Origin of the sequence: Sphingomonas sp. CFBP 13720 (genome assembly GCF_014842075.1) — a bacterium.
Lineage (GTDB): Bacteria > Pseudomonadota > Alphaproteobacteria > Sphingomonadales > Sphingomonadaceae > Sphingomonas.
The window spans coordinates 696,852-721,097 of sequence record NZ_JACYVA010000001.1 but is presented as its reverse complement, the minus strand read 5'-3'; the positions used below and the strand labels follow the sequence as shown (position 1 = coordinate 721,097).

The window sequence follows — 24,246 nt, the reverse complement described above, 5'->3', positions numbered from 1 at the left end:
GGCTCCAACGGCGATTGGCCGACTAACGCTGGAAGCGAAAGCCGGCTGGGGTATAGAGGCGACATAGTCATGCGTCCCGAAGTCCTCAACCCGCTGTTCGCCGAAGTCACCGCGCTCAAGGGCGTGGGGCCGGCGCTTGCCCGGCCGCTCGAACGGCTGAAACTGTCGCGCGTGGTCGACATGGCGTTCCACCTGCCGACCGGGTGGGTCGACCGGCTGAAGCGTACCGAACTGATGACGCAGGATGCCGGACGCGTGATCGCGATCCCGCTGACCGCCACCGATTACCGGGCGAGTGCGGGGCGGGGGCCGACGCGGGTCCGTGCCGCCGACGTTCATGGCAACATCGTCAGCCTCGTCTATTTCGGCGGATCGTCGGGCTGGGCGAAGAAGCTGTTCCCGCTGGGCGAGACCCGGCTGGTGTCGGGCAAGCTCGAAACCTATGGCCAGGAACTCCAGATGGTCCATCCCGACCATGTGCTGCCGGTCGAGGAAGGCGATTCCGTTCCCGAGCGCGAGGCGGTGTACCCGCTGTCCGAAGGGCTGACGTCGCGCCGGGTGGGACAATTGGCGGCGCAGGCGGTGGAGCGCGCGCCCGACCTGCCCGAATGGATCGAACCGAGCCTGCTGGCGAAGCACGAATGGCCGGCATGGCGTGCCGCGCTGGCGCGAGTGCATGCCGATCCGGCCGACATCGGCGCACGCAAACGACTGGCCTATGACGAGATGTTCGCCAACCAGCTCGCACTGCTGCTGGTGCGCGGCGAAGCGCGGGCGAAACGCGGGAGGGCCCTCAAAGGCGACGGGCGGCTGCGCGCGAAACTCGACCTGCCCTACAGCCCCACCGGTGCCCAGACGCGGACGATCGGCGAGATCGAGGGGGATCTGCAACAGGTGCAGCCGATGCTGCGGCTGCTGCAGGGCGATGTGGGGTCGGGCAAGACGCTGGTGGCGCTGATGGCGTTGCTGATCGCGGTGGAGGGCGGGGCGCAGGGCGCGCTGCTGGCCCCCACCGAAATCCTCGCGCGGCAACATTACGCGACGTTGCAGCGGCAGCTTGCCGGCACCGGCGTCACCGTCGCCGCGCTGACCGGGCGCGACAAGGGGCGGGTGCGCGAAGGCGTGCTGATGGGCATCGCCGACGGATCGATTGACATCCTGATCGGGACGCACGCAATCTTTCAGGAAGCGGTCGGCTATCGCGATCTGGGCCTCGTCGTGGTCGACGAACAGCATCGCTTCGGCGTGGCGCAGCGGATGATGTTGCAGGCCAAGGCGAAGGTGCCGCCGCACCTGCTGGTCATGACCGCGACGCCGATCCCGCGCACGCTGACGCTGGCGCAATATGGCGAAATGGACGTCAGCCGGCTGGACGAAATGCCACCGGGGCGCGAGCCGATCGAGACGCGGGTATTGTCCGAAGACCGACTGGACGAGGTGGTCGACGCGCTGGCCCGGCATTTGTCGGCGGGAAAACAGGCCTATTGGGTCTGTCCGCTGGTCGAGGAGAGCGAGAAATCGGATCTCGCCGCCGCCGAGGCGCGGGCGGAGGCGCTGCGGCTGCGCTTCGGGGAGCGCGTCGCATTGGTCCACGGCCGGATGAAGCCGCTGGAAAAGGACGCGGTGATGGCGGAATTCTCCGCCGCGCGTACCGGCGTGCTGGTGGCGACGACGGTGATCGAGGTCGGCGTCGACGTACCCAACGCGACGCTGATCGTCATCGAGGCGGCGGACCGCTTCGGTCTTGCCCAGTTGCACCAGTTGCGCGGGCGGGTCGGGCGCGGCGGCGGCAAGTCGGTGTGCCTGCTCCTGCGTGGCAACGCGTTGTCGGAAACGTCGCGCGCCCGGCTGGCGCTGATGCGGGAGAGCAACGACGGCTTCCGCATCGCCGAGGAGGATTTGCGGCTGCGCGGCGGCGGCGAACTGCTGGGCACGCGCCAGTCGGGCGAGGCGGGGTTCCGGCTGGCGACGCCCGAGATGCTGTCGGAGCTGTTGCCCGCCGCCAACGCAGACGCGCGGCTGCTGATCGATCGCGACGGCGGGCTGACCGGACCGCGCGGACAGGCGGCGCGGACCGCGCTATACCTGTTCGAACGCGATGCCGGGGTCGGGCGGCTCCGGTCGGGCTGAACGCGGCGGACGGTTGCCGCGGCGCGGCTTGCCTGCACGCGACGCTCGCGATAGCGCGGACCGCATGAACGCGCTGGCCCCTTTTATCGCCGCACTGCTCGCCGGGATCGGCCTTGCGGTACAGCCGCCGACCAATGCCGCGCTCGGCCGGAGCATCGGGTCGGTGCTGGTGGCCGCTTTGGTGTCGTTCGCGGTCGGGACGGTCGTGCTGTTCGCGGCATGGCTGATCGCCGACCGCACGCCGCTGTCCAACATCCGCGATGCGCGGCCGTGGATGTTCCTCGGCGGTGCATATGGCGCGTTCTTCGTGTCGGCGGCGGCGTTTGCGGCACCCCGGCTGGGGCTGGCGGCGATGCTGACGATCATGATCGCGACGCAACTGGTCGCCGCGCTGGTCATCGATCGCTACGGACTGATCGGCCTGCCGCGCACACCCGTCAGCGGCATGCGCATCGCGGGCGTCGCGCTGGTGCTGGCGGGCGTCGTGCTGGTGCGGCGGGGGTAGATGGGGCAAGTCCGCGCTGGAGCGGCCGACGATCGCTATGTCAGCATAGGCTGGCACCCCGGTCGGCTCGATCCAAGAGCCTCCCCATCGTGGCAGGAGACCCTAGCTTTCGCCGGGGTGACGAATCCCCGGTACGATCTCAGCCTGGCGTCAGCAGACCGTGATGCTTCTTTCCGGCCGATACGCGCACCGGTGCCGATACCGCGATCGTTGCGCCCTCGTCGGCCACACGCTCGCCATCGATCCGCGCGCCGCCGCCCTTGATGAGCCGCCGCGCTTCGCCCTTCGACGCCGCGAGGCCCAGCGCGACCAACGCGTCGACCACCGCGATCGTCCCGGTCACGGCATGCGTCGGCAGGTCGTCACCCGCCGCGCCTTCTTCAAAGGTGCGGCGCGCGGTTTCAGCCGCGTCGGCAGCGGCGGCTTCGCCCCGGCACAACGCGGTCGCGGCATCGGCCAGCACCTTCTTCGCATCGTTGATCTCGGCACCCTGCAACGCTTCCAGCCGGGCGATCTCGTCCAGCGGCAGGTCGGTAAACAGGCGCAGGAACCGGCCGACATCGCGATCGTCGGTGTTGCGCCAGAACTGCCAATATTCATATGCCGAAAGCTGGTCGGCGTTCAGCCACACCGCGCCCGACATGGTCTTGCCCATCTTGCCGCCATCAGCGGTCGTGATGAGCGGCGTCGTGATCCCGAACACCTCGGTCCCGTCCATGCGGCGGGCCAGTTCGATCCCGTTGACGATATTGCCCCACTGGTCCGATCCGCCCATCTGCAACCGGCACCCGGCGCGGCGCGACAGTTCCATGAAGTCGTACGCCTGCAGGATCATATAGTTGAATTCGAGGAACGAGAGCGACTGTTCGCGATCGAGCCGCAGCTTGACCGAATCGAAGCCGAGCATCCGGTTGACTGAGAAATGCTGCCCCACGTCGCGCAGGAACGGGATGTATTCCAGCTTGTCGAGCCACGTCGCGTTGTCGAGCATCACCGCGTCGGTCGGACCGTCGCCGAACGTCAGGAAGCGTTCGAACACGGTCTTGATCGATGCGACATTGTCCGCGATCACATCGTCGGTCAGCAACCGCCGCGCCTCGTCCTTGAAGCTTGGGTCGCCGATCTTGCCGGTCCCGCCGCCCATCAGCACGATCGGTTTGTGCCCCGATTGTTGCAGCCTTCGCAGCAGCATGATCTGGACCAGACTGCCTACGTGCAGCGACGGCGCGGTCGGATCGAACCCGATATAGCCCGGCACGACCTGTTTCGCGGCCAGCGCGTCGAGCCCGGCGGCGTCGGTCAACTGGTGGATATAGCCCCGCTCGGCAAGCAGGCGCAGCAGGTCGGACGAATAGGCGCTCATGGCGCTGTCCTTTAGCGCCGCGATCGTCCCGAAGTCCACGCATCTCGACTTTGCGCCCGCCGTGACGATAGGGTGGCGGTTCGTCGCAGGGGAAACACGCATGCTCGCAATCGGTCTGATGTCCGGGACCTCGCTCGACGGGATCGATGCCGCGCTGATCGAAACCGATGGCGAAGGCGCGGTGGAGCCGGTCGCGTTTGTTGGAACCGACTATACCGACGACGATCGTGCCGTGCTGGCGGCGGCGACCGAACTGGCGCTACTGTTCGACGATCCGGACGACCATCCGCTGATCGAACGGGCGGAGGCGCTGTTGACCCGCACCCACGCCGCCGCCGTCGCGGCGCTGCTCGACCGGGCGGGCGTCGGCGCGCGCGCGGTCGACGTGATCGGCTTTCACGGACAGACGGTCGCGCACCGCCCGGACAAGGGGTGGACGTGGCAGTTGGGGGACGGCGCGGCGCTGGCGCGGGCCACGGGGATCGACGTCGTCGCCGACCTGCGAACCGCCGATGTGCGCGCGGGCGGTCAGGGTGCGCCGCTGCTGCCCGTGTATCATGCCGCGCGCGCGGCGGGGATGGCGTTGCCGGTCGCGGTGCTCAATCTGGGCGGGGTCGGCAACATCACCTATATCGGGGCGAATGGCGATCTGATCGCGTTCGATACCGGCCCGGCCAACGGTCTGGTCGATAGCTGGGTCGAGGCGGAACGCGGCGCGCGGTTCGACGCGGACGGCGCGCTGGCGGCGACCGGCGCGGTGGACGAAGCGGTGCTGGCGGCAATGCTCGACCATCCGTGGTTCGACCTGCCGCCACCCAAATCGCTCGACCGGCACGACTTCACGATCCAGCCGGCACGCGGACTGTCGGCGGCGGACGGTGCCGCGACGCTGACGGCATTTACTGCCGCCAGCGTGGCGGAGGCGATCGACCGGCTGCCCGCGCGCCCGCTGCGCCTGCTGGTCGCGGGCGGCGGGCGGCGCAATCCGGTGATGCTGTCGATGATCGCGGCACGGACCGGCCTGACGTCCGAACCGACCGACGCACTGGGGTGGAACGGCGACGCGCTCGAGGCGGAAGGTTTCGCTTATCTGGCGGTGCGATCGCTGAACGGCCTGCCGATCAGCTTTCCGGGCACGACCGGCGTGCCGGTGCCGCTGACCGGCGGTACGCTGTACCGTGCGCCCCGTGCGGGGCTGGCGCTCGGCGCGATCAGCGCCTAACCGCACGCGATGCAGACCGGCCTGATCTTCGCGACAGAGGAAGCCGAACGACAGCCCGGCGTACTGGCCGCGACGCTGCCGTTCGGGGGCATGACGCTGATCGAATATCAGGCGCGCCTGCTGATCGGCGCCGGCGTCAGCCAGATACTGGTCGCCGCAGGGCGCGTGACGCCCGAACTGGCCGGCGCGGTCAGCCGGATCGGGCGGCGTGGCACGACGGTCGACCTCGTGCGATCGGCGGAGGATGCGAAGGCGAAGGCGCATCCGCTGGCGACGATCGTGGTGCTGGCCGACGGCCTCGTCACGACCGACGCGGTGGTCGCCGGCATGGCGCTGGAACCGGTCGATACCCTGCTGGTGACGCCGCGCGCCGACGGCACGTCGGTCGAACGGGTCGACGCCGATCATTGCTGGGCCGGCGTCGCGACGCTGTCGATCGAACGGTTGAACGACGCCGCGCGCCTTCCGCCCGAATATGATTTCCAGTCGACGCTGCTGCGCGTCGCGACCCAGGCGCGCGCGCGGCACGTGACGCTGCCGGCAAAGGCGGTGCGATCGGGACATGGCGTCGAACGCGACGCCGGGACGCTGGAGGTGCGCGGCAAGGACGTGCTGGCGTCGCTCGCGGATCAGCGGACCGGATGGATCGACCGGTTCGTGTTCACGCCGATGACCCGCGTCATCCTGCCGCTGCTGGTACGGCGCAAGGTACCCGATCTGGCGGTGGCGACCGTCGGCGGGCTGGTGGGGCTGGGCGGACTCGCCGCGATCCCGATGTGGAGCGCGGGCGGAGCCGCCGTGCTGTTGTTCGGCGCGATGGTGTTGTTGTCGGCCGGATCGTTGCTAAGCTGGCTGCGGGGGGAGGACGGCCATGCCGCATGGCAGGAACGCGGGCTGGCCGCGCTGGGGGTCGCGGGCGTGCTGGGCATCGGCACGATCCACTCGCTGGTCGTCCAGACCGGGACCGCCGCGACGCTTGCGGCGGCGGCGGTGGTCGCGACCGTCGTCGCGCGGCGGGTGCCGTTGCGTCCGCGTCCATGGTTCGCTACGCCCGCCAGCGCCATCGTCGCGCTGATGCCGTTCGCGTTGGCGGGGCAGGTCACGGCCGGACTGGCGGTGATCGCGCTCCACGGCGTCGTATCGCTTTCCATGGCGGTTGAGGCGATGCGGCCAAAGGCGTAGCATCGCGTTAACCGCAGCCGGTCTAGGTCTGAATCCATGTGGCACCATCCGGTCGACCCTCGCGAAGCCGATGCTTCCGCCGTGACGCTGCTCGACCATGTCGCTGCGGCGGAACGTGCGGGCCATCGGCGGCTGCGTATTGCGGCCGACCAATTCTATCGTACCGACGATGCCCGGATCGACGATCGTACCGCCGCCGGGCTGGACGGCATGATGCGCATGACGGTCGCGTCGGTCGAAACGGGCGTGCGCGATCATGCCGCGCGGCTGCTGGCGGCGCGCGGCGAACCGGCGCTGGCGAACGTGATGCGCGGGGCGCGCGGCTGTTTCGACCGGGTCCATGCCGCCGGCCTGTTCCGTGATCCGGCGCTGTTCGGGGAATTGTTCGCGCGGGTCCGGCTCGAATCGATCGCGCGGGCACTGCCGGTGCAACTGGCCGAAGGGCCGGAGCGCCCGACCATGGTCGCGCGGATGGCGCAGGCGAGCGACCGGCTGGTCGCCGCCGCCGCCGCCGCGATGCTGGTGGCGCAGGCGCGGCGCAGCGCGGCGGGCGATGTCGGCGCGGCGGTCGACCTGGTCCGTCCACTTCACGCGCGGATCGCATGGTGGGTCGCGGCGACCCTTCGCGAAACGGCGGGCGCGACGGCCGGCGACCGGATGACGACCGTCGATGCCGCGCTGACCGAATCGGTGCGGCGCGCGATCGATCCGGGCGGCCAACTGGTCCCGCTGGAAGTCGCTGCGATGCGGCTGGCGCAGGCGATCGACGCCCAGCCCGACGAACTGGCCCCGCTGCTCGGCGAAGCGATCGGCGACGGGCGGCTGGTGCTGTTCGTCGCGCTGGTCGCGCGTGCCGGCGGACTGGCGTTCGACCGCGTGCGCGATCTGGTGATCGATACCGATGGCGCGCGGCTGTGGGTCGTGCTGCGGGCGCTGGGGCTGGACCGGCCGACGATCGCGCGGATCGGCTTCGCGCTGGCCGAGGCCGAACCGGCGCGCGATATCGAATCCTTCGCCGACCGGATCGATACGATCATGGCGGTCGAACCGGCGGATGCGCGCGCGGCGCTCGCCCCGCTGGCGCTCGACCCCGACTATCATGCGGCGATGCTGGCGTTGGGCGGTCGAGCATGAACGCGTTCGACCAACTGCTTCCGCCCGCGATCGGACGGGTATCGGCCGATGGCTTGCTGCTGGATGCCGAACCGCGACTGGCCGACCTGAATCGCCGCGCCGGTGGCGCGCCCGGCCGGCCGGTGGCGGTGCCGCAGATCGCGGCGCTGGTCCGGCTGGTCCAGCGATTGGGCATCGCGCTGACCCGCACGATCGTCGCGGCCGATGCCGACGACGATCTTGAACTGACGGTGCGGGCCGAACCGGACGAGCTGGGCATCCGCATCGAAGTCGGTGGCTGGCGGGCGGGCGCCCCGTGGCAGGCGGCGGCGGACGAGGCATCGCGCGACGTCGATTTCCTGCGCAGCGACGCCGACTGGCTATGGTCGACCGACACCGCGCTGCATCTGAGGTCGCTGTCGGATCATGCGGCGACGATGCTGGGCATCGACGCGCAGGGGGTATTGGGCCTGCCGATCACGCGGCTGTTCGTGCTGAGCGACGACGGCGAAGGTGGCTTTCCGATCCTCGGCGCGGTGGCGTCGCAGGCGCGGTTCGACGGGCAGGAGGCGGGGGTGCGGGGCAGCGGCCACCGCGTGCGGCTGGCCGCCGTACCACGCGCCGACGCGGCCGGGCGCTTCGCGGGGTTCGATGGCGCGGCCTATATGCTGACCGCCGACGCGCCGGTTGCGGCGTCCGACGATCTTTCGGACAATTTCAGCCGGCGGGTGGGCCGTGCGCTGCGCGATCCGCTGGGCCGGATCATCGCCAACGCCGACAGCATTTCCGCGCAGACGGAGGGGCCGTTGCGCGAAGACTACGCTGCCTATGCCGCCGATATCGCCAGTGCGGGGCGGCATCTGCTGGCGCTGGTCGACGATCTGGAAGACCTGTCGGCGATCGAGCGGACGGACTTCGTGGTGGCGGCGGAAACGCTCGATCTGGCCGACGTGGCGCGACGCGCGGCGGGGCTGCTGGCGGTGCGCGCGACGCAGGGCAACGTGCGGATCGACCGGCCCTCGTTCGACGACTCGATGATCGCGACCGGGGAATTCCGCCGCGTGCTGCAGATTCTGGTGAATCTGATCGGAAATGCGGTCCGCTATTCGCCGCCGGGCGGCATGGTGTGGATCCGGCTGGAGCGCGAAGGCGAGCACGCCTGCGTCATCGTCGCCGATCAGGGCAAGGGGATTTTGCCCGAAAATCAGGAGCTTATCTTCACCAAGTTCGGCCGGGTCGATCCGGGTGAAGCCGGCGGAAGCGGGCTGGGCCTGTACATCGCGCGACGGCTGGCGCGGGCGATGGGTGGCGATATCATGGTCGACAGCGCACCGGGCCAAGGGGCACGGTTCGTACTGATGCTGCCCGCCGCCTAACGGCCGCCGGGCATCCCAACCTTACCGTCGCGGCAACCGCCGCGCGATCAGGACGAGCAACAGGCCGAGTGCACCGACGACCGAGCCGGTCACGACCCACAGATACTGATCGACCATGAACGAACTGGCGGGCCAGCGGATGATGCCCATCCCCTGACCCAGCCAGAACAGTCCGACGAACGCCAGGATCGCGCCAACGATCGACAGCACTCGCCGGACGATGCGCATCAGCGCTGACCGACCGGCAGATAGTCGCGCTGTGCCGGGCCGGTGTACAACTGGCGCGGACGACCGATCTTCTGCTCGGGATCGGAGATCATTTCGTTCCACTGCGCGACCCAGCCGACAGTGCGCGCCAGCGCGAACAGCGCGGTGAACATCGTCGTCGGGAAGCCGATCGCCGACAGGATGACGCCCGAATAGAAGTCGACGTTCGGGAACAGCTTCTTTTCGACGAAATAATCGTCGTTGAGTGCGATTTCCTCCAGCCGCAGCGCGGTTTCGAACACCGGATCGCTGACGCCCAGCGATTCGAACACTTCGCGCACCGTCTTCTGCATCACGGTCGCGCGCGGATCGTAATTCTTGTACACGCGGTGACCGAAGCCCATCAGGCGGAACGGATCGTCCTTGTTCTTCGCGCGGGCGATATATTCCGGGATACGCTCGGGCGTGCCGATCTCGCGCAGCATGTTGAGCGCGGCCTCGTTCGCGCCGCCATGCGCCGGACCCCACAGACAGGCGATGCCCGCCGCGATGCAGGCGAACGGGTTGGCGCCCGACGAACCGGCCAGACGGACGGTCGAGGTCGATGCGTTCTGTTCGTGATCGGCATGCAGGATGAAAATGCGGTCCAGCGCCTTTTCGACGACCGGGTTCACTTCATATTCCTCCGCGGGGACGCCGAAGGTCATGCGCAGGAAGTTGCCGGTGTAGCTGAGATCGTTCTGCGGATACACGAACGGCTGTCCGACGCTGTACTTGTACGCCATCGCCGCGATCGTCGGCATCTTCGCGATCAGCCGGTGCGACGCGATCATCCGCTGGTGCGGATCGGTGATGTCGGTCGAGTCGTGGTAGAAGGCCGATAGCGCGCCGACCACGCCGCACATCACCGCCATGGGGTGCGCGTCGCGACGGAAACCGCGATAGAAGCCCGCCAGCTGTTCGTGCAGCATGGTGTGGCGCGTGATGGTGTGGCTGAACTTGTCCAGTTCGCCGCCCGACGGCAGCTCGCCGTTGAGCAGTAGATACGCCACTTCCATGAAGCTCGACTGTTCGGCGAGCTGTCCGATCGGATAGCCGCGATGCAGCAGCACGCCTTCGTCGCCGTCGATATAGGTCAGCGCCGAATCGCAGCTTGCGGTCGACGTGAAGCCCGGATCGTAGGTGAAGGTGCCGGTCTGGGCATAATGCTTGCGGATGTCGATGACGTCCGGACCGATCGTTCCCGATCGCACCAGATATTGGACGTCCTTGCCTGCTACCTGCAGTTTCGCCTGTTCGGCCATGACGTCGTTCTCCTGTCTCATGCGGCCGGATCGGCCATTTGGTCCCGAATGCGGCCGAGGCTTTCGTCCCGGCCCAACAGGACCAGAACGTCGAAAATCCCCGGTGAGGTCCGCGAACCCGTCAGCGCGGCGCGAAGCGGTTGCGCAGCGGCACCCAGCTTCAACCCCGCCGCCTCCGCTACTTCGCGAACCGCAGCTTCGATCGCCTCCGTATCCCATGCTGCGAGTGCGTCAAGTGCGGCATGGAGCCGCGCCAGCGTCGCCCGTGCTTCGGGGGTCAGCAACGTCGTCGCGCCGTCGTCCATCGCCAGCGGGCGCTGGCGGAACAGGAACGCGGCGTTGGCGGCCAGTTCGTTGAGATCGGCGGCGCGAACCTTCAGTACCGGCATGGCGCGGTGCAGCAGGTCGCGGTCGACCGGCCCCGTCATCCGTGCGGCTACCAGATCGGTCAGACGGGCATCGTCGGCCTCGCGGATGTAATGGCCGTTGAGATGCAGCAGCTTTTTCGTGTCGAACCGCGAAGGAGAACGCCCGACGCCACCCAGCCCGAAAATGTCGATCGCACGGTCGCGGTCGATGATTTCCTCGTCGCCATGGCCCCAACCGAGCCGCAGCAGATAGTTGTTCAGCGCTTCGGGCAACACGCCCAGATCGTCGCGATACGCCTCTACGCCCAGCGCGCCGTGACGCTTCGACAGCTTCGCCCCGTCCGCGCCGTGGATCAACGGCACATGGGCATAGACGGGATCGGGCCAGCCGCCCTCGACCGCGTCCATCGCGCGGATCAGCGCGATCTGGCGAAACGCGTTGTTGAGGTGATCGTCGCCACGGATGACGTGCGTCACCCCCATGTCGTGATCGTCGACGACGACGGCGAGCATGTAGGTGGGCGTACCGTCGGAGCGCAGCAGCACGAAATCGTCGATTTCGGCATTGGCGACGGTCACATCGCCCTGCACCTGATCGGAAATGGTGACGCTGCCGTCCTTCGGTGCCTTGAGCCGGACGACGAACGGAGCGCCCGCCGGGGCGTCTTCGGGCGCACGGTCGCGCCAGCGGCCGTCGTAGCGGATCGGCTTGCCTGCCGCGCGCTGTTCTTCGCGCAGCGCGGTCAGCTCCTCCGGCGTCGCATAGCAGCGATAGGCGTGGCCGGCGTCGAGCAGTTGCCGCGCGACCGCCGCATGGCGATCCGCGCGTGCGAACTGGAACACGGCATCGCCATCCCAGTCGAGACCGAGCCAGCGCATGCCGTCGAGGATCGCGTCGATCGCGGGCTGCGTCGATCGCGCCCGGTCGGTATCCTCGATCCGCAGCAGGAACTTGCCGCCATGATGCCGGGCGTAAAGCCAGTTGAACAACGCGGTGCGCGCACCCCCGATATGGAGGAAGCCGGTCGGCGACGGCGCGAAACGGGTGACGACGGGTGTCGCGGAAGAAGTTGCGCCCAAGCGCCGATGCTCCCAGAGATGGGGTGGATACACATGGCCAGTACAGCCGCCAGCGCCTCTAGCATGCCGTCCGGCAGGCTTCAAACCGCCGGTCCCGGCGGGCGGTGGCTGATTCGCATCGAACATCGGCTGGAGGCGGAGCGGGCGCAGTTGCCGCTGTGGATGCCGGTCGCGCTGGGCGGGGGGATCGCGGCGTGGTTCGCGCTGCCCGATGCGCGCGGGTGGGCGGCGTTCCTGTGCGCCGCGCTGGCGGTCGCGCTGGCCGGCATGGTGTTGCCGGGACATACCCGGATCGGACGCGCGGTGGGCGTCGGTGCGCTGCTGGCGATGCTGGGGTGCATGCTGATCTGGTGGCGGGCCGAGCGCGTTGCCGCACCGGTGCTGGCGCGGCCGGCGGTAGTGCGCGTGACGGGGCGGGTCGAGCGGATCGAGCCGCTGCCGGCGCGCGAACTGGTGCGGCTGACGATCATGACCGACCCGGTTGCTTCCCTTCCGCGACGGAGTCCGGGGTCCGGTCGGGAAGGCGGGTCGGCAACAGGCGACGTTTCCCGGCTGGACTCCGATCCTCGCCAGAACAGGCAGGCTGCGGCGCTACCGCCGCGCGTGCGGGTGAACCTTGCTGTGCCCGACCTGCCCGCCGGTCTCGCCACCAGTGCCCGGATCGCGTTGCAGGCGCGGCTGATGCCGCCCGCATCGGCGGCGGTGCCGGGTGCGTACGACTTTGCACGGGTGGCGTGGTTCCAGCGGATCGGTGCGACCGGACGCGGATTTGCGCCGGTCGAGGTCGTCGCGCCCGGCGATCCGGGCAACGCAGGACTGCGCACGCGGCTGACGGGTCATATCGTGTCGCGACTGTCGGGTAGCGAGGCGGGCATCGCCGCCGCCTTCGTCACCGGGGATCGCGGATCGATTGCGGAGGACGATGCGGAGGCGATGCGGCGATCGGGCCTCGCGCACCTGTTGTCGATCAGCGGGCTGCACGTCACCGCCGTGGTCGTGGCGACGATGACGGTGGTGCTGAAGCTGCTGGCGATGTTCCCGCCGCTCGCGCTGCGCGTGCGGTTGCCGGTGGTGGCGGCAGGCGCGGGGGCGTGCGCCGCCGTCGGGTACACATGGCTGTCGGGGGCGGACGTACCGACCGTGCGGTCGTGCATCGCGGCGCTGCTGGTATTGGCCGCGCTGTCTATCGGGCGCGAGGCGATCACGTTGCGGATGATCGCGACCGGCGCGTTCCTCGTCCTGCTCGTGCTGCCCGAATCGCTGGCGGGGCCGAGTTTCCAACTGAGCTTCGCCGCCGTCACCGCGATCGTGGCGCTGCACGAACATCCCCGCGTGCGCGGCTGGTTCCTGAAACGCGACGAAGGCACCGCGCGACGCATGGCGCGCGGGCTGATGTCGCTGCTGCTGACCGGTGCGGTGGTCGAGGCGGCGTTGATGCCGATCGGCCTGTATCATTTCCACAAGGCGGGGCTGTACGGCGCGCTCGCCAATATCGTCGCGATCCCGCTGACGACGTTCGTGACGATGCCGCTGGAGGGATTGGCGCTGACGCTCGATGCGGTTGGACTGGGCGCACCGGCATGGTGGGCGGTCGAACGGTCGCTGTCGCTGCTGTTGTGGCTGGCGCGTAGCGTGGCGGCGGCACCGGGATCGGTCGCGGCGCTGCCGGCGATGCCGGACGGTGCGTTCGCCGCTATGGTCGCGGGCGGATTGTGGATCGCGTTGTGGCGCACGCCGATGCGGCGATGGGGGGCACTGCCGCTGATCGCGGGGGCGGTGTGGGCGCTGATGACGCCCGCACCCGACCTGCTCGTAACGGGCGACGGCCGGCATCTGGCGCTGCGCACGGTGGATGGCGGGATGGCGATCCTGCGCGACCGGGCGGGGGACTATGTCCGGTCGGTGCTTGGCGAAGGTGGCGGGGTGGAAGGGGAACTGCCGCCGCTGGAGGATCAGCCGGGCGTCGCGTGCAGCCCCGACCTGTGCGTGGCGCGCCGCGACGGGCGCACGATCGTCGCGACGCGCAGCGGCTACCCCGTGCCATGGAACGAACTGGTGGCGGCGTGCGCGAAGGCAGATATCGTCGTCAGCGACCGGCGGCTACCCGATGGATGCCGGCCACGCTGGCTGAAGCTCGATCGGGCGATGCTGGCGACGACCGGCGGGGTGGCGGTGTCGCTTCGCAGCGGACGGGTGGTAACGGCGAAGCGGGGCGGGCGGCATCCATGGGAAGTGCCGGAGACGATCGCGCCGCCGCGACCGCCCTATCGCGAGCGTCGGGTCGGGCGGAACGGCGGGGTTTCCGACGCGGCCCGGTGATCGTTGATCGCCACCCGGGCACAGACGAACCCCATCCACAGGATCCAGACCGCGCCGATCGCAAACGCCACTGGCAGCGGCAGCTTTGGCGCGACCAGCGCCAGCACCGGTAACATTGCGGAAAGGCGGACGACGGCGCTCCGCCCGGTCCAGTTGCGTCCGATCATGCCCGTCCTTGCCGTCACAGACGCGGCAGCGTCACCCCGCGCTGGCCCATATATTTGCCCGCGCGGTCGGCATAGCTGGTGCCGCATGGCTGGTCGCCCTTCAGGAACAGGAACTGGCACGCGCCCTCGTTCGCATAGATTTTCGCGGGCAGCGGCGTGGTGTTGGAAAACTCCAGCGTCACATGACCTTCCCATTCGGGTTCCAGCGGGGTCACGTTCACGATGATGCCGCAGCGGGCATAGGTCGATTTGCCGAGACAGATCACCAGAACGTCGCGCGGCACGCGAAAATATTCGACGGTCCGGGCCAGCGCGAAGCTGTTGGGCGGGATGATGCACACGTCGGTCTTGCGATCGACGAAGCTGTTCTGCGCGAAATCCTTTGGATCGACGACCGCCGAATCGACGTTGGTGAAGATCTTGAACTCGTCCGACACGCGCGCATCATAGCCGTAGGACGACAGGCCATAGCTGATGCAGCCCTCGCGCCGCTGCGATTCGACGAACGGTTCGATCATCCCCGTCGCCAGCGCGGTTTCGCGTATCCAGTGGTCCGACAGGATCGACATCAATTTCCCCCAATTCCCAGATTCGCCGGGCCGAACGCGTGCGGTAACAGGTCCGACAGGCGATAGGTCTCCACCGCGCCGCCCGCCAGCCCCGAACAATAGACCGCAAGGTCGCGCCCGCCGATCTGCGCCGCTTCGTTCAACACCTGCCGGCACCGGCCGCATGGCAGGATCGGCACACTGTCCGCCGAATCGATGCGCCCGCCGACGATGCCGACCGCGACGATGTGGGCCAGCCGGCCCGATGCGCTGGCGGTCGCGGTGGCGACGGTTTCGGCGCACAGCGACAGGCCATAGCTGGCGTTTTCGAAATTCGCGCCGGTCACCATGGTGCCGTCGTCCAGCAATAGCGCCGCGCCGACCGCGAAGCGCGAATAGGGGGCGTGGGCGTGGACGGCGGCGGTGCGCGCGGCGGTGATCAGGGCGGCGGGATCGGGGGTCATCGGGCGGCTGCACTCCATGCGACGGGACCGTCGACGCCATCGATGCGGCGACGCGTCGTCGCCTGCCACAGCCGCCACGGCCGCGCCAGATAGTCCGGTTCGAAGAAGTCGCGCTGCGCCCATAGCGGGCGCACGATCGCATCGCTGATGCGATATTCGTCCTCGAACGCGGCGGAGATGCGCAGGATCATCGGTTGCCCGTCATGATATTCGACGGGGCCGAGGAAACCGCGGATCGCGGTGAGCACCTGCGCGCGCGTCGGCCGCACCGCGCAACCGGGCGCGAAGTCCAGCCCCAGCGCGGCTGGCAACGCGTCCGGTTCGCGCGGCACCGTGGTCAGCCATGCGGTAACCTGCGCCGACGTGGGATCGCACAGCGAAAACACGTGCAGCGCGCCGTGGCGCAGCCCGGCATCGTGCGCGCCGTTCCAGTTCGTTTCGAACGCCGGATCGCGCGTCGCACCGGACGATGCGGCGACATAGGCGAAGTCCGCGCCCTGCGCCCGCACCATCGGCCAGTCGATCGTGCCATCGGCGGCGGACACGCTCAGCCCCTGTACCGCGAACCGGTCGGACGCCGGATGCCAGCCGATCGACCAGCGCCACGCGCCCATCGCGAACAGCGCCAGCACCGCCAGCGCAATCAGTATCCATCGTATGCGAATCATCCCTTGATATGCAGCACGCAGATCAGGGTGAACAGCCGCCGCGCGGTGGCGAAGTCGATCTCGACCTTCCCCTGCAACCGTTCCTGCAACGCTTCGGCGGCGTCGTTGTGGATGCCGCGCCGCGCCATGTCGATCGTCTCGATTTCGTGCGGGGTCGCGGCGCGGATCGCCTTGTAGTAACTGTCGCAGATCGCGAAATAATCGCGGATCGGACGCCGCAGCCGCGCCATGCCCAGCACCAGCGTTTCGATCGGCGAATCATCCTCGCGCCGGATCTCGATCGCCAGCCTGCCTTCCGGCACCGACAGCGCGATGCGGTACGGCCCGGCATAGCCGTCCTCCGGCATCCTTGCCGGCGCGAAGCGATTCGCCTCCAGCAGATCGAAGATCGCGATCCGCCGTTCCTGCTCGATATCCGCGCTGCGCCAAAGGATGGTGCGTTCGTCGAGGGTTACATCGATGATCCGGGGATCGGGCATCGCCGTCGTCTAGCGGCTTGTCACCCTTTTCCACAGCCCAATTCAACGCAAGCGGCTTGAGGTGCGGCGACGGGGGTGGGAGAAGGGGGGATGGCAACCAACATCCTGAGCATCAACGGGGGAACTCCCCCCGCACCCCCGCGCCTGCCGCAAAATATCGAGGCGGAGGCCGCGCTGCTCGGCGCGATGATGATCGACAACCGGCTGGCCGACGACATGGTCGAACGGCTGCAGGCGGAGCATTTCTTCGAACCCGTCCATGGCCGCATCTTCGAACGCATCCGCGACGTGCGCCGCACCGGCATGCTCGCCAATCCGGTGACGCTGCGCCCGATGTTCGAGGGCGACGCCGCGCTCGAACCGCTGGGCGGTGCCGGATATCTGGCGCAGCTGACCGGATCGGGCGCGGGACTGATCGGCGCGAAGCAGTTCGCGCAACAGATCTACGATCTGGCACAGCTGCGCGCGCTCATCACGGTCGGCCGCACGCTGGTGGAAAATGCCACCGATACCTCGACCGAAGTCGATCCGAAGAAACAGATCGAGGCAGCGGAAGAAGCGCTGTTCAAGGTCGCGGCGGAAGGCAATTCGACCAACGCGATCAAATCGTTCGCCCAGGCGACGACGATGGCGGTGCGCATGGCCGAGCGTGCGATGAACAGCGGCGGCGGCCTGTCTGGCGTGACCACCGGGCTGGATTCGGTCAACGGCCGGATCGGCGGCATGCACCACAGCGATCTCATCATCCTTGCCGGACGTCCCGGCATGGGCAAGACGTCGCTGGCGACCAACATCGCGTTCAACGCGGCGCAACGCTACATGGACGACCAGCGCGCGGGCATGGAAAAGGGCAAGTCGGTCGGCGCGAAGGTCGCGTTCTTCTCGCTCGAAATGTCCGCCGACCAGCTTGCGACGCGTATCCTTGCCGAACAGGCCGCGATCAGTTCCGAATCGCTGCGCATGGGCAAGATCCGCAAGGAGGATTTTACCCGCCTTGCCAACGCCGCCGCCGATCTGGAGCAGTTGCCGCTGTTCATCGACGATACCGCCGGCCTGACCATTTCCGGCCTGCATACCCGCGTACGGCGGCTGCACCGCAAGCTGGACGGCGAACTGGGGCTGGTGGTGGTCGATTACCTTCAGCTGTTGCAGGGGTCGGGCAAGGGATCCGACAACCGCGTGCAGGAAATTTCGGAGATTTCGCGCGGGTTAAAGACGCTGGCAAAGGATATCGGCGTGCCGGTCGTCGCGTTGTCGCAGCTGTCGCGCGCCGTGGAGCAGCGCGAGGACAAGCGTCCGCAACTGTCCGATCTGCGCGAATCGGGATCGATCGAGCAGGACGCCGACATGGTGTGGTTCGTGTACCGCGAGGATTATTACGTCGCCGCGAAGGAGCCGAAACGCCCGCGCGACGGCGACGACGCCCGCGCGTTCGAGGATCACGCCAAATGGGCAATGGACATGGAACGCGTCTATGGCCTTGCCGAACTGATCATTGCCAAGCAGCGCCACGGCGCTACGGGCAAGGTGACGCTGAAGTTCGAGCCGTCGATCACCAAGTTCAGCGATTATGCCGGCGGCGGGTTCAGCGGGCTGGACGAATAGGCCGACCGGCTGCCTGCCGACCGGACGGGGCGGCGCTACCCCGCCGCGGGGCGGAGGCCGAACAGGTGCAGCAGCGTCCCGGTAACGGCGTCCATGTCGTTGGCGGAGACGGTCACCGCCGCTTCCACGACCGGTTCGAAGCCGTTGTTCGGCCCCAGATTGGTCGACGGGGTCAGCGTGACGCCGTCGTCCGAAGCATCGATATCGACGCATCGGGCGTCGCGCATGAACGTCTTGAAATTCTTGACGTCGGCCGCGTCCTGAAACGGAATGAAGCGGCCTTTCCAATATGCTTCGTCCGGGTCGGGCAGGCCGTCCGCCGACTGCGCCAGCGCCTCGGCGATCGCCTGCGCCACGATCGCCTTCTTTGCCGAACGACCGAACCAGCGTGGCGCTCCGGCTAGCGCGTCGCCGCCGACGCTGCGCGACACGGGCGCGACGATCAGGCGGTTGTTGGTGAAATAGGCGATGGCGGATCGGGTCATGACCGCGCGTCTATCGCAATTTCGCGGCCGACTGAACCGCCCGCACGATCAGAAGGCGGGCAGGTTCGGATCGCCGTCGGGCAACGGCGTGTGGATGCCGCATTCGACCTTTTCCCATCCGGCCCAGCGGCCCGAACGGGGGTCTTCGCCCGGCTTTACCCGGTTGGTGCACGGCTGGCATCCGATCGAGGGAAAACCCTGTTCGACCAGCGGATGCCGGGGCAGGTCGTGCCGCGCGAAATACGCATCGATCTCCGCCGGCCCCCACGTGATGAGCGGATTGACCTTCAACCGCCCCGCCGCGTCCGACGTATCGAGTTCGAACCGTGGCAATGCAGTGCGCGTCGCCGACTGGAACGCCTTTCGCCCCGTAAAGCTGGCGTCGAATCCGGTCAGCGCGCGCGCCAGCGGCTCGACCTTGCGCAGGTCGCAGCACCCGTCGGGATCGTAGGACCAGCGCAGCCCGGTGCCGTCGCGCGCCGCCAGCCGCTCGGGATCGGGCGTCAGGTTGCGGAAATCGCGCAGGCCCAGCCGATCGACCAGCAGGTCGCGATAGGCGAGTGTTTCCGGGAAATGCTTGCCCGTCTCCAGGAACAGCACCGGCACCGACGGGTCGATCGTCGCGATGAGGTGAAGCAACACCGCCGATTCCGCACCGAACGACGACACCGCCGCGACATCGCCGAGCAACCGTTCGCGTAGCACGGCGGCGAGCATGTCCTGCGTCGTTGCATCGCGGAACCGGTCGTTCAGCCGTTGCGCATCGGCGGCTACGAAGCGCGGACCGGTGTCGATCCGATCGCGCAGCCGGAAGTCGACATCAGCCATGCCGCAGTTTCCAGACCGGCACGGCGGGGTCCGCCGCCGCCTGATACACATGGTCGTAGCGTTCGAGTGAGCGGGCGAGCACCTGCGCGTCGATCGGCGCCGACGGGGCGAAGCTGTCGAACCCGCAGCGACGCATCAACGGCACCTGATCGACCAGCACGTCGCCCTCCGCGCGTAGTTCGCCGGTATATCCCGCCTCGCGCAGGATACGCCCCGACGAATAGCCGCGCCCGTCGCGGAATTTGGGAAAGCTGACCTCGATCAGCGCGATCCGGTCAAGATGCGGGAGCAACAGGCGGGCATCGTCGCCCGCCTCGATCCGCACGGCGGTGGCGTTAGACTGGCCGAGGAACGCGTCGAGCGTGACGGCGGGTTCGTCATGCGCGGCGTCGGTGCGAAAGCGCAGCGGATCACCCATAGATCGCCTCCTTGAACGGTTCCATGCCGACCCGGCGATAGGTGTCGACGAAGCGTTCGCCGGCTTCGCGTTCGACCAGATACCGGTCGGTCACGCGCTCGATCGCATCGACCACGCCGTCTTCGGAAAAGCCCGGCCCGGTGATCTTGCCCAGCGACACGTCCTCCGCTCCCGATCCGCCCAGCAATAGCTGGTAGTTCTCGGTCCCCTTCCGGTCGACGCCGAGGATGCCGATGTGACCAGCATGATGGTGGCCGCAGGCGTTGATGCAGCCGCTGATCTTGAGCTTGAGTTCGCCCAGATCGCGCTGACGCAACGGATCGGCGAAGCGATCGGCGATCTTCTGTGCCAGCGGGATCGAACGGGCGTTGGCGAGGCTGCAATAATCCAGACCGGGGCACGCGATGATATCGGTGATGAGGTCCAGATTGGCCTCGGCCAGCCCGATCGCGACCAGCCGGTCCCACACCGCCTTCAGGTCGGTATCGCGGACGTGCGGCAGGACGATGTTCTGCGCGTGGGTGACGCGCAGTTCGTCGAAGCTGTAGCGTTCCGCCAGGTCGGCCATCGCGTCGATCTGGTCGGCCGACGCGTCGCCGGGGATGCCACCGGCGGGCTTCAGGCTGATCGTGACGATCGTATGCCCCGCGCGCTTATGGGCATGGGTATTCTGTTCCAGCCACCGGGCAAATGCGGGGTCGCTGCGGTCGACCGGCGGATCGCCGGCGGTGTCGGCAAAGGCCGGATCGGCGAAATGCGCGGCGATGCGGTCGAATTCCGCCACCGGCGGATCGATGCCCAGCGCCTTGACCGCGACGAATTCGTCGGCGACCTCCGCGCGGTATCTCTCGACGCCGATCTCGTGGATCAGGATCTTGATCCGCGCCTTGTACATATTGTCCCGCCGGCCATAGCGATTGTAGACGCGCAGGCACGCTTCCAGATAGCTCATCAGGTCGGGCAGCGGCACGAAATCGGCGACCAGCGGCGCGATCATCGGCGTGCGGCCCATGCCCCCGCCGACATAGACCGCTGCGCCAGCCACGCCGTCGCGTTCGAGGATGCGCAGGCCGATGTCGTGCAGCCGCATCGCCGCGCGATCTTCCTCCGCCGCGATCACCGCGATCTTGAACTTGCGCGGCAGATAGCTGAATTCGGGGTGGAAGCTGCTCCACTGCCGCAACAGCTCCGCCCATGGCCGCGGATCGGTCAGCTCGTCGGCGGCGGCACCGGCGAACTGGTCCGAACTGATGTTGCGGATGCAGTTGCCGCTGGTCTGGATGGCATGCATCTCGACCTTCGCCAATTGCTCAAGAATTTCAGGCGTGTCGGCCAGCTTGATCCAGTTGAACTGCAGGTTCTGCCGCGTCGTGAAATGCGCGTAACCGCGATCGTACCGCCGCGCGATGTCCGCCAGTGTCCGCATCTGTCGGCTATCCAGCGTGCCATAGGGGATGGCGACGCGCAGCATGTACGCATGCAGTTGCAAATACAGTCCGTTCATCAGCCTGAGCGGCTTGAACTGGTCCTCGGTCAGGTGGCCCGACAGGCGACGTTCCACCTGATCGCGGAACTCCGCGACCCGGGCATCGACGATCGACTGGTCGAAAGTGTCGTACTTGTACATGCTTCTTCCTAATTCCTCACCGCTGGGCGGGGAGGGGGACCATGCACCGCATGGCGGAGGGGGATCGCCGCGCAATCCAGCGGTGCAGGCGGCGGACGCTTTCCTGCACCATGTCGTGCCCGTTTGCGCGGGCTAGATCACCCATCCGCCTGCCGAGGGATCGGCGGGCTTGAGCGTCAGGTCGCTGCGCACCGTCGGTCCCAGCGCGCGAATCCGATCCTTGATATGCGCCGGGCGGGGGCCGTCCGGCGTCGCCACCGCGTCGATGACATAGGGGACGTTGACCCGTCGCGCCGCTTCCTCCGCCTGCGCGATGCGTTCGCCGTCCTCGCCGACATCCACCGCGTCCTCCACATGGCGGGACCAGTCGCGGCCGGTCCACCACGTCACGTCGCCGCTGGGCAGGTCGTTGCCGGTCAGCAGCTTCATGCCAGTGCCTCCGCCGCGATCGCCCAGCTGCCCAGCTTGTCCTCGGCATCGGCCAGCTGCACCACTTCGCCCACCACGATCACCGCGGGACTGGCGACCGCTTCGCGCGCGACCATCGGTCCCAGATCGGCCAGCAGCGTGCGCAGCGCACGGGCGTCGGCATAGGTGCCACGCTCCAGCACCGCGACGGGCATGTCGGGTGCGACGCCGTCGGCCATCAGCTTGTCGGCAATCGCGTCGGCGGTCGCGACGCCCATATAGATCACCAGCGTCCGTCCCTGTCCCGCAAGGCCCGACCAGTCCTGTTCGGACAGACCTTTGCACTGGCCTGCGACGAAGCTGACCGCCGACGACCAGTCGCGGTGCGTCAGCGGCAACATCGCGCCCGCCGCGCAGCCCAGCGCCGCCGACACGCCCGGAATGACCTCGACCGGCAGTCCGGCGGCGCGGACCGCCTCGACCTCTTCGCCGCCGCGCCCGAAGATGAACGGATCGCCGCCCTTCAGCCGCACGACGATCGCGCCGGTCTTTACATGCGCGACGATCAGCGCGTTGATCGCTTCCTGCGGCAGCGTGTGGCGCGCGCGCTGCTTCGCGACCGAGATGCGCTGTGCGGTCGCCGGGGCATGATTGAGCACGCGCGGGTCGATCAGCCCGTCATGCACGACGACGTCCGCCGATTGCAGCGCCGCCACGGCACGCACGGTCAGCAAGCCCGGATCGCCCGGACCTGCCCCCACGAGGATGACGCGCCCGCGCGCGGTCGGATCGAGTAGACTTGCCATGGAACATAGATGCGGGCGGGGCGGGATGCGCGCAACCGACGCTTGCTTGGGGCGGCGGTAGGGATTGTTTAGGCTCGGCAAGTTCGCGGACATCCGGCGAAGGCCGTATTCGGACGCTCGTCCGATCCGATGGCTTCCTGCGTCCGCTACGAGGACGGCAGGGGCGGAACACGCGGTACGCAGCCTGGACCCGCCCCCCGCAAACTACCCGATGGCTTCCATCGCCCGCGCCTGTTCCGCGACGATCGCCAGCGTCGATGCGTCGCTGTCGAACACCCCGTACCATCCCTGCGGTTCGTGCGGCGGATCGCCCATGTAGTTCAGGTCGCCGTCCTTGAACTTCCAGTCGGCGTTCTTCGTCCGCGCCTCGCCGTTCCATGCCCAGAAATTGGTGCCAGCGGTCGGCCCACCCGCCTGTGCGTCGGTCAGCGCGATGCGATGGAGCAGTTGGTAGAAACGGTCCTTGTAGACGATCGTCGCCTTGGGATCGTTGCTGCCGCCGTCGCGCGGATAGCCGAATTCCTCGATCACCATCGGCTTGTTCAGCTGGTTGGCGATCGCGATATGCTGACGGACATATTGCTCGACCAGTTGTTCGCCGCGCGCATAGGTGCCGGTCAGGTCGGTCTGCTGCACCCAGCCCCAGTTGTTCGGCCAGACATGGACGGTCAGATAATCGATCGACGGAAACTGGTGTTCGGCCAGCGCGATCGACGCCTGCTCAAGGCTGCCTTTCAGCCCCTCGCTGCCGGTCGACACCATGTGGTTGGGGTCGATCGACTTGATGAGCCGCGCCGTGCCGTCGACCCACCCGTAAAAGGCGGGAAGGTCGGCATGCGCCATGTCGCCCGCCGGGCGCGGTTCGTTGCACAACTGCCACGACAGGATCGACGGATCGTCGGCATAGCGCGCGCCGGTGACCGTATTGGTGCGCGACACGACCGCGCGGACGTAATCGTGATACAGTCCCACGGCCTTGGCATTGCCGTAGAAGCGGGCATTGGCGTTGGCGAACGCCGGCCACGGATGGGCCGGGTCGTTCATGTCGATATAGCGCCCCTCGACATAATAGAGATAGGTCATCATTCCGCCCGACCATTCCCAGAAGTTGGTCAGGCACAGCACGGCGGTCATCCCGCGCTTCGCAATCTCCGCCATCGCGAAGTCGAGCCCCTCGAGCATCGTGCGGCTATAGGTCGAGCTGGCATCGCGAAAGCCGGGCTTGATCGAGTTGTTGAGCGGACCTTCCTCGGCCGACGCCATGATCCGCAGGTTGGTGATGCCCGCCGCCTTCAGCGCGTCCAGTTCGCGCAGCAACCGCGCACGGTTGCCGAACGCGGCGTCGGCGCCCAGCCATGCGGCATACCATAGGTTCGCACCTGCGAAGCGATAGGGCCGACCGTCGCGCACGAACCGCTTGCCGTCGCGGCGCAGGAAAGTCGCGCTGCCCGAAGCCGGGGTCGGCGGGGTAATACCGGGAGCGACAGCGCAACCCGCCAGCGCGGCGGTCCCTGCCAGAATGGAACGGCGGTCGATCACGGCGGCTTCTCCCAACTTGTTTTGCTTATTCCCCG

General features: G+C 68.0%; 24 protein-coding genes. 8 read left to right on the top strand and 16 right to left on the bottom strand.

The window, feature by feature from the left end; genetic code table 11:
• Positions 1-69 precede the first annotated feature (69 nt).
• Positions 70-2,130 carry an ATP-dependent DNA helicase RecG gene (recG, locus tag IFT55_RS03495; protein WP_192089113.1) on the top strand — a complete coding sequence of 687 codons (2,061 nt, stop codon included), beginning with the start codon at positions 70-72 and terminating at the stop codon, positions 2,128-2,130.
• Positions 2,131-2,194: 64 nt separating this feature from the next.
• On the top strand, positions 2,195-2,635 hold the full coding sequence (locus tag IFT55_RS03490) for a DMT family transporter (RefSeq protein ID WP_192089112.1): 441 nt from the start codon (positions 2,195-2,197) through the stop codon (positions 2,633-2,635).
• Between the two features lie 139 nt (positions 2,636-2,774).
• Here IFT55_RS03490 and tyrS read toward each other — a convergent pair whose 3' ends face one another.
• A complete protein-coding gene (gene tyrS / locus IFT55_RS03485) occupies positions 2,775-3,998 on the bottom strand; it encodes a tyrosine--tRNA ligase (protein WP_192089110.1) in 1,224 nt (407 codons plus the stop codon).
• Between the two features lie 100 nt (positions 3,999-4,098).
• On the opposite strand from tyrS, the gene IFT55_RS03480 reads away from it, so the two are divergent.
• Genes IFT55_RS03480 through IFT55_RS03465 form a run of 4 tightly spaced genes read left to right on the top strand, consistent with a single transcriptional unit; the run spans position 4,099 to position 8,891 of the window.
• Positions 4,099-5,220, top strand: a complete 1,122-nt coding sequence (locus tag IFT55_RS03480; protein WP_192089108.1) for an anhydro-N-acetylmuramic acid kinase — start codon at positions 4,099-4,101, stop codon at positions 5,218-5,220.
• 9 nt (positions 5,221-5,229) lie between these two features.
• Positions 5,230-6,402 carry a hypothetical protein gene (locus IFT55_RS03475; RefSeq protein ID WP_192089106.1) on the top strand — a complete coding sequence of 391 codons (1,173 nt, stop codon included), beginning with the start codon at positions 5,230-5,232 and terminating at the stop codon, positions 6,400-6,402.
• A gap of 36 nt (positions 6,403-6,438) precedes the next feature.
• The gene (locus tag IFT55_RS03470; protein WP_192089104.1) at positions 6,439-7,536 is read left to right on the top strand and encodes a DUF2336 domain-containing protein; all 1,098 of its coding nucleotides are present in this window, start codon (positions 6,439-6,441) and stop codon (positions 7,534-7,536) included.
• Positions 7,533-8,891 carry a sensor histidine kinase gene (locus IFT55_RS03465; protein WP_192089103.1) on the top strand — a complete coding sequence of 453 codons (1,359 nt, stop codon included), beginning with the start codon at positions 7,533-7,535 and terminating at the stop codon, positions 8,889-8,891. Before IFT55_RS03470 ends, IFT55_RS03465 begins: the two co-directional genes overlap by 4 nt.
• A 21-nt stretch (positions 8,892-8,912) precedes the next feature.
• Here IFT55_RS03465 and IFT55_RS03460 read toward each other — a convergent pair whose 3' ends face one another.
• Genes IFT55_RS03460 through gltX form a run of 3 tightly spaced genes read right to left on the bottom strand, consistent with a single transcriptional unit; the run spans position 8,913 to position 11,850 of the window.
• Positions 8,913-9,119, bottom strand: coding sequence for a hypothetical protein (locus tag IFT55_RS03460; RefSeq protein WP_192089101.1), 207 nt, complete (start codon positions 9,117-9,119; stop codon positions 8,913-8,915).
• Positions 9,119-10,402 carry a citrate synthase gene (gltA, locus tag IFT55_RS03455; RefSeq protein ID WP_192089707.1) on the bottom strand — a complete coding sequence of 428 codons (1,284 nt, stop codon included), beginning with the start codon at positions 10,400-10,402 and terminating at the stop codon, positions 9,119-9,121. Before gltA ends, IFT55_RS03460 begins: the two co-directional genes overlap by 1 nt.
• Before the next feature lie 17 nt (positions 10,403-10,419).
• The gene (gltX, locus tag IFT55_RS03450) at positions 10,420-11,850 is read right to left on the bottom strand and encodes a glutamate--tRNA ligase (RefSeq protein WP_249403540.1); all 1,431 of its coding nucleotides are present in this window, start codon (positions 11,848-11,850) and stop codon (positions 10,420-10,422) included.
• 33 nt (positions 11,851-11,883) lie between these two features.
• On the opposite strand from gltX, the gene IFT55_RS03445 reads away from it, so the two are divergent.
• Positions 11,884-14,169 carry a ComEC/Rec2 family competence protein gene (locus IFT55_RS03445; protein WP_446740698.1) on the top strand — a complete coding sequence of 762 codons (2,286 nt, stop codon included), beginning with the start codon at positions 11,884-11,886 and terminating at the stop codon, positions 14,167-14,169.
• Here IFT55_RS03445 and IFT55_RS03440 read toward each other — a convergent pair.
• The 5 genes from IFT55_RS03440 to IFT55_RS03420 are packed head-to-tail and all read right to left on the bottom strand — an operon-like array spanning position 14,115 to position 16,495.
• A complete protein-coding gene (locus IFT55_RS03440; protein ID WP_192089095.1) occupies positions 14,115-14,336 on the bottom strand; it encodes a hypothetical protein in 222 nt (73 codons plus the stop codon). The genes IFT55_RS03445 and IFT55_RS03440 overlap by 55 nt on opposite strands.
• A gap of 14 nt (positions 14,337-14,350) precedes the next feature.
• A complete protein-coding gene (dcd, locus tag IFT55_RS03435) occupies positions 14,351-14,905 on the bottom strand; it encodes a dCTP deaminase (protein WP_055760544.1) in 555 nt (184 codons plus the stop codon).
• A complete protein-coding gene (locus tag IFT55_RS03430; RefSeq protein WP_192089093.1) occupies positions 14,905-15,348 on the bottom strand; it encodes a cytidine deaminase in 444 nt (147 codons plus the stop codon). The genes dcd and IFT55_RS03430 overlap by 1 nt, the downstream gene beginning before the upstream one ends.
• A complete protein-coding gene (locus IFT55_RS03425; protein WP_192089092.1) occupies positions 15,345-16,016 on the bottom strand; it encodes a GH25 family lysozyme in 672 nt (223 codons plus the stop codon). The genes IFT55_RS03430 and IFT55_RS03425 overlap by 4 nt, the downstream gene beginning before the upstream one ends.
• Positions 16,013-16,495: a UPF0262 family protein gene (locus tag IFT55_RS03420; protein WP_192089091.1), complete on the bottom strand. Its 483-nt coding sequence runs from the start codon at positions 16,493-16,495 to the stop codon at positions 16,013-16,015. The genes IFT55_RS03425 and IFT55_RS03420 overlap by 4 nt, the downstream gene beginning before the upstream one ends.
• A 90-nt stretch (positions 16,496-16,585) precedes the next feature.
• Here IFT55_RS03420 and IFT55_RS03415 point away from each other — a divergent pair, with 90 nt between their 5' ends.
• Complete coding sequence (locus IFT55_RS03415) at positions 16,586-18,100, top strand: replicative DNA helicase (RefSeq protein ID WP_192089090.1); 1,515 nt, start codon at positions 16,586-16,588, stop codon at positions 18,098-18,100.
• Positions 18,101-18,135: 35 nt separating this feature from the next.
• On the opposite strand, the gene IFT55_RS03410 is transcribed toward IFT55_RS03415, so the two are convergent.
• From IFT55_RS03410 to IFT55_RS03380, 7 genes are all read right to left on the bottom strand, one after another.
• Positions 18,136-18,585 carry a hypothetical protein gene (locus IFT55_RS03410; RefSeq protein WP_192089089.1) on the bottom strand — a complete coding sequence of 150 codons (450 nt, stop codon included), beginning with the start codon at positions 18,583-18,585 and terminating at the stop codon, positions 18,136-18,138.
• Positions 18,586-18,633: 48 nt separating this feature from the next.
• The gene (locus IFT55_RS03405) at positions 18,634-19,413 is read right to left on the bottom strand and encodes a phosphoadenylyl-sulfate reductase (RefSeq protein ID WP_192089088.1); all 780 of its coding nucleotides are present in this window, start codon (positions 19,411-19,413) and stop codon (positions 18,634-18,636) included.
• Positions 19,406-19,831, bottom strand: a complete 426-nt coding sequence (locus IFT55_RS03400; RefSeq protein ID WP_192089087.1) for a DUF934 domain-containing protein — start codon at positions 19,829-19,831, stop codon at positions 19,406-19,408. Before IFT55_RS03400 ends, IFT55_RS03405 begins: the two co-directional genes overlap by 8 nt.
• Complete coding sequence (locus IFT55_RS03395) at positions 19,824-21,458, bottom strand: nitrite/sulfite reductase (RefSeq protein WP_192089086.1); 1,635 nt, start codon at positions 21,456-21,458, stop codon at positions 19,824-19,826. Before IFT55_RS03395 ends, IFT55_RS03400 begins: the two co-directional genes overlap by 8 nt.
• Positions 21,459-21,590: 132 nt before the next feature.
• Complete coding sequence (locus IFT55_RS03390) at positions 21,591-21,887, bottom strand: DUF2849 domain-containing protein (RefSeq protein ID WP_192089085.1); 297 nt, start codon at positions 21,885-21,887, stop codon at positions 21,591-21,593.
• Positions 21,884-22,672: a uroporphyrinogen-III C-methyltransferase gene (cobA, locus tag IFT55_RS03385; protein ID WP_192089084.1), complete on the bottom strand. Its 789-nt coding sequence runs from the start codon at positions 22,670-22,672 to the stop codon at positions 21,884-21,886. Before cobA ends, IFT55_RS03390 begins: the two co-directional genes overlap by 4 nt.
• Before the next feature lie 204 nt (positions 22,673-22,876).
• A complete protein-coding gene (locus IFT55_RS03380) occupies positions 22,877-24,211 on the bottom strand; it encodes a cellulase family glycosylhydrolase (protein WP_192089081.1) in 1,335 nt (444 codons plus the stop codon).
• Positions 24,212-24,246 lie beyond the last annotated feature (35 nt).

What these genes read in the sequence shown, in the direction of transcription:
- recG (WP_192089113.1), top strand. Translation starts at nt 70, where the DNA reads ATGCGTCCCGAAGTCCTCAACCCGCTGTTCGCCGAAGTCACCGCGCTC.
- IFT55_RS03490 (WP_192089112.1), top strand. Translation starts at nt 2,195, where the DNA reads ATGAACGCGCTGGCCCCTTTTATCGCCGCACTGCTCGCCGGGATCGGC.
- tyrS (WP_192089110.1), bottom strand. Translation starts at nt 3,998, where the DNA reads ATGAGCGCCTATTCGTCCGACCTGCTGCGCCTGCTTGCCGAGCGGGGC.
- IFT55_RS03480 (WP_192089108.1), top strand. Translation starts at nt 4,099, where the DNA reads ATGCTCGCAATCGGTCTGATGTCCGGGACCTCGCTCGACGGGATCGAT.
- IFT55_RS03475 (WP_192089106.1), top strand. Translation starts at nt 5,230, where the DNA reads ATGCAGACCGGCCTGATCTTCGCGACAGAGGAAGCCGAACGACAGCCC.
- IFT55_RS03470 (WP_192089104.1), top strand. Translation starts at nt 6,439, where the DNA reads ATGTGGCACCATCCGGTCGACCCTCGCGAAGCCGATGCTTCCGCCGTG.
- IFT55_RS03465 (WP_192089103.1), top strand. Translation starts at nt 7,533, where the DNA reads ATGAACGCGTTCGACCAACTGCTTCCGCCCGCGATCGGACGGGTATCG.
- IFT55_RS03460 (WP_192089101.1), bottom strand. Translation starts at nt 9,119, where the DNA reads ATGCGCATCGTCCGGCGAGTGCTGTCGATCGTTGGCGCGATCCTGGCG.
- gltA (WP_192089707.1), bottom strand. Translation starts at nt 10,402, where the DNA reads ATGGCCGAACAGGCGAAACTGCAGGTAGCAGGCAAGGACGTCCAATAT.
- IFT55_RS03445 (WP_446740698.1), top strand. Translation starts at nt 11,884, where the DNA reads ATGGCCAGTACAGCCGCCAGCGCCTCTAGCATGCCGTCCGGCAGGCTT.
- IFT55_RS03440 (WP_192089095.1), bottom strand. Translation starts at nt 14,336, where the DNA reads ATGATCGGACGCAACTGGACCGGGCGGAGCGCCGTCGTCCGCCTTTCC.
- dcd (WP_055760544.1), bottom strand. Translation starts at nt 14,905, where the DNA reads ATGTCGATCCTGTCGGACCACTGGATACGCGAAACCGCGCTGGCGACG.
- IFT55_RS03430 (WP_192089093.1), bottom strand. Translation starts at nt 15,348, where the DNA reads ATGACCCCCGATCCCGCCGCCCTGATCACCGCCGCGCGCACCGCCGCC.
- IFT55_RS03425 (WP_192089092.1), bottom strand. Translation starts at nt 16,016, where the DNA reads ATGATTCGCATACGATGGATACTGATTGCGCTGGCGGTGCTGGCGCTG.
- IFT55_RS03420 (WP_192089091.1), bottom strand. Translation starts at nt 16,495, where the DNA reads ATGCCCGATCCCCGGATCATCGATGTAACCCTCGACGAACGCACCATC.
- IFT55_RS03415 (WP_192089090.1), top strand. Translation starts at nt 16,586, where the DNA reads ATGGCAACCAACATCCTGAGCATCAACGGGGGAACTCCCCCCGCACCC.
- IFT55_RS03410 (WP_192089089.1), bottom strand. Translation starts at nt 18,585, where the DNA reads ATGACCCGATCCGCCATCGCCTATTTCACCAACAACCGCCTGATCGTC.
- IFT55_RS03405 (WP_192089088.1), bottom strand. Translation starts at nt 19,413, where the DNA reads ATGGCTGATGTCGACTTCCGGCTGCGCGATCGGATCGACACCGGTCCG.
- IFT55_RS03400 (WP_192089087.1), bottom strand. Translation starts at nt 19,831, where the DNA reads ATGGGTGATCCGCTGCGCTTTCGCACCGACGCCGCGCATGACGAACCC.
- IFT55_RS03395 (WP_192089086.1), bottom strand. Translation starts at nt 21,458, where the DNA reads ATGTACAAGTACGACACTTTCGACCAGTCGATCGTCGATGCCCGGGTC.
- IFT55_RS03390 (WP_192089085.1), bottom strand. Translation starts at nt 21,887, where the DNA reads ATGAAGCTGCTGACCGGCAACGACCTGCCCAGCGGCGACGTGACGTGG.
- cobA (WP_192089084.1), bottom strand. Translation starts at nt 22,672, where the DNA reads ATGGCAAGTCTACTCGATCCGACCGCGCGCGGGCGCGTCATCCTCGTG.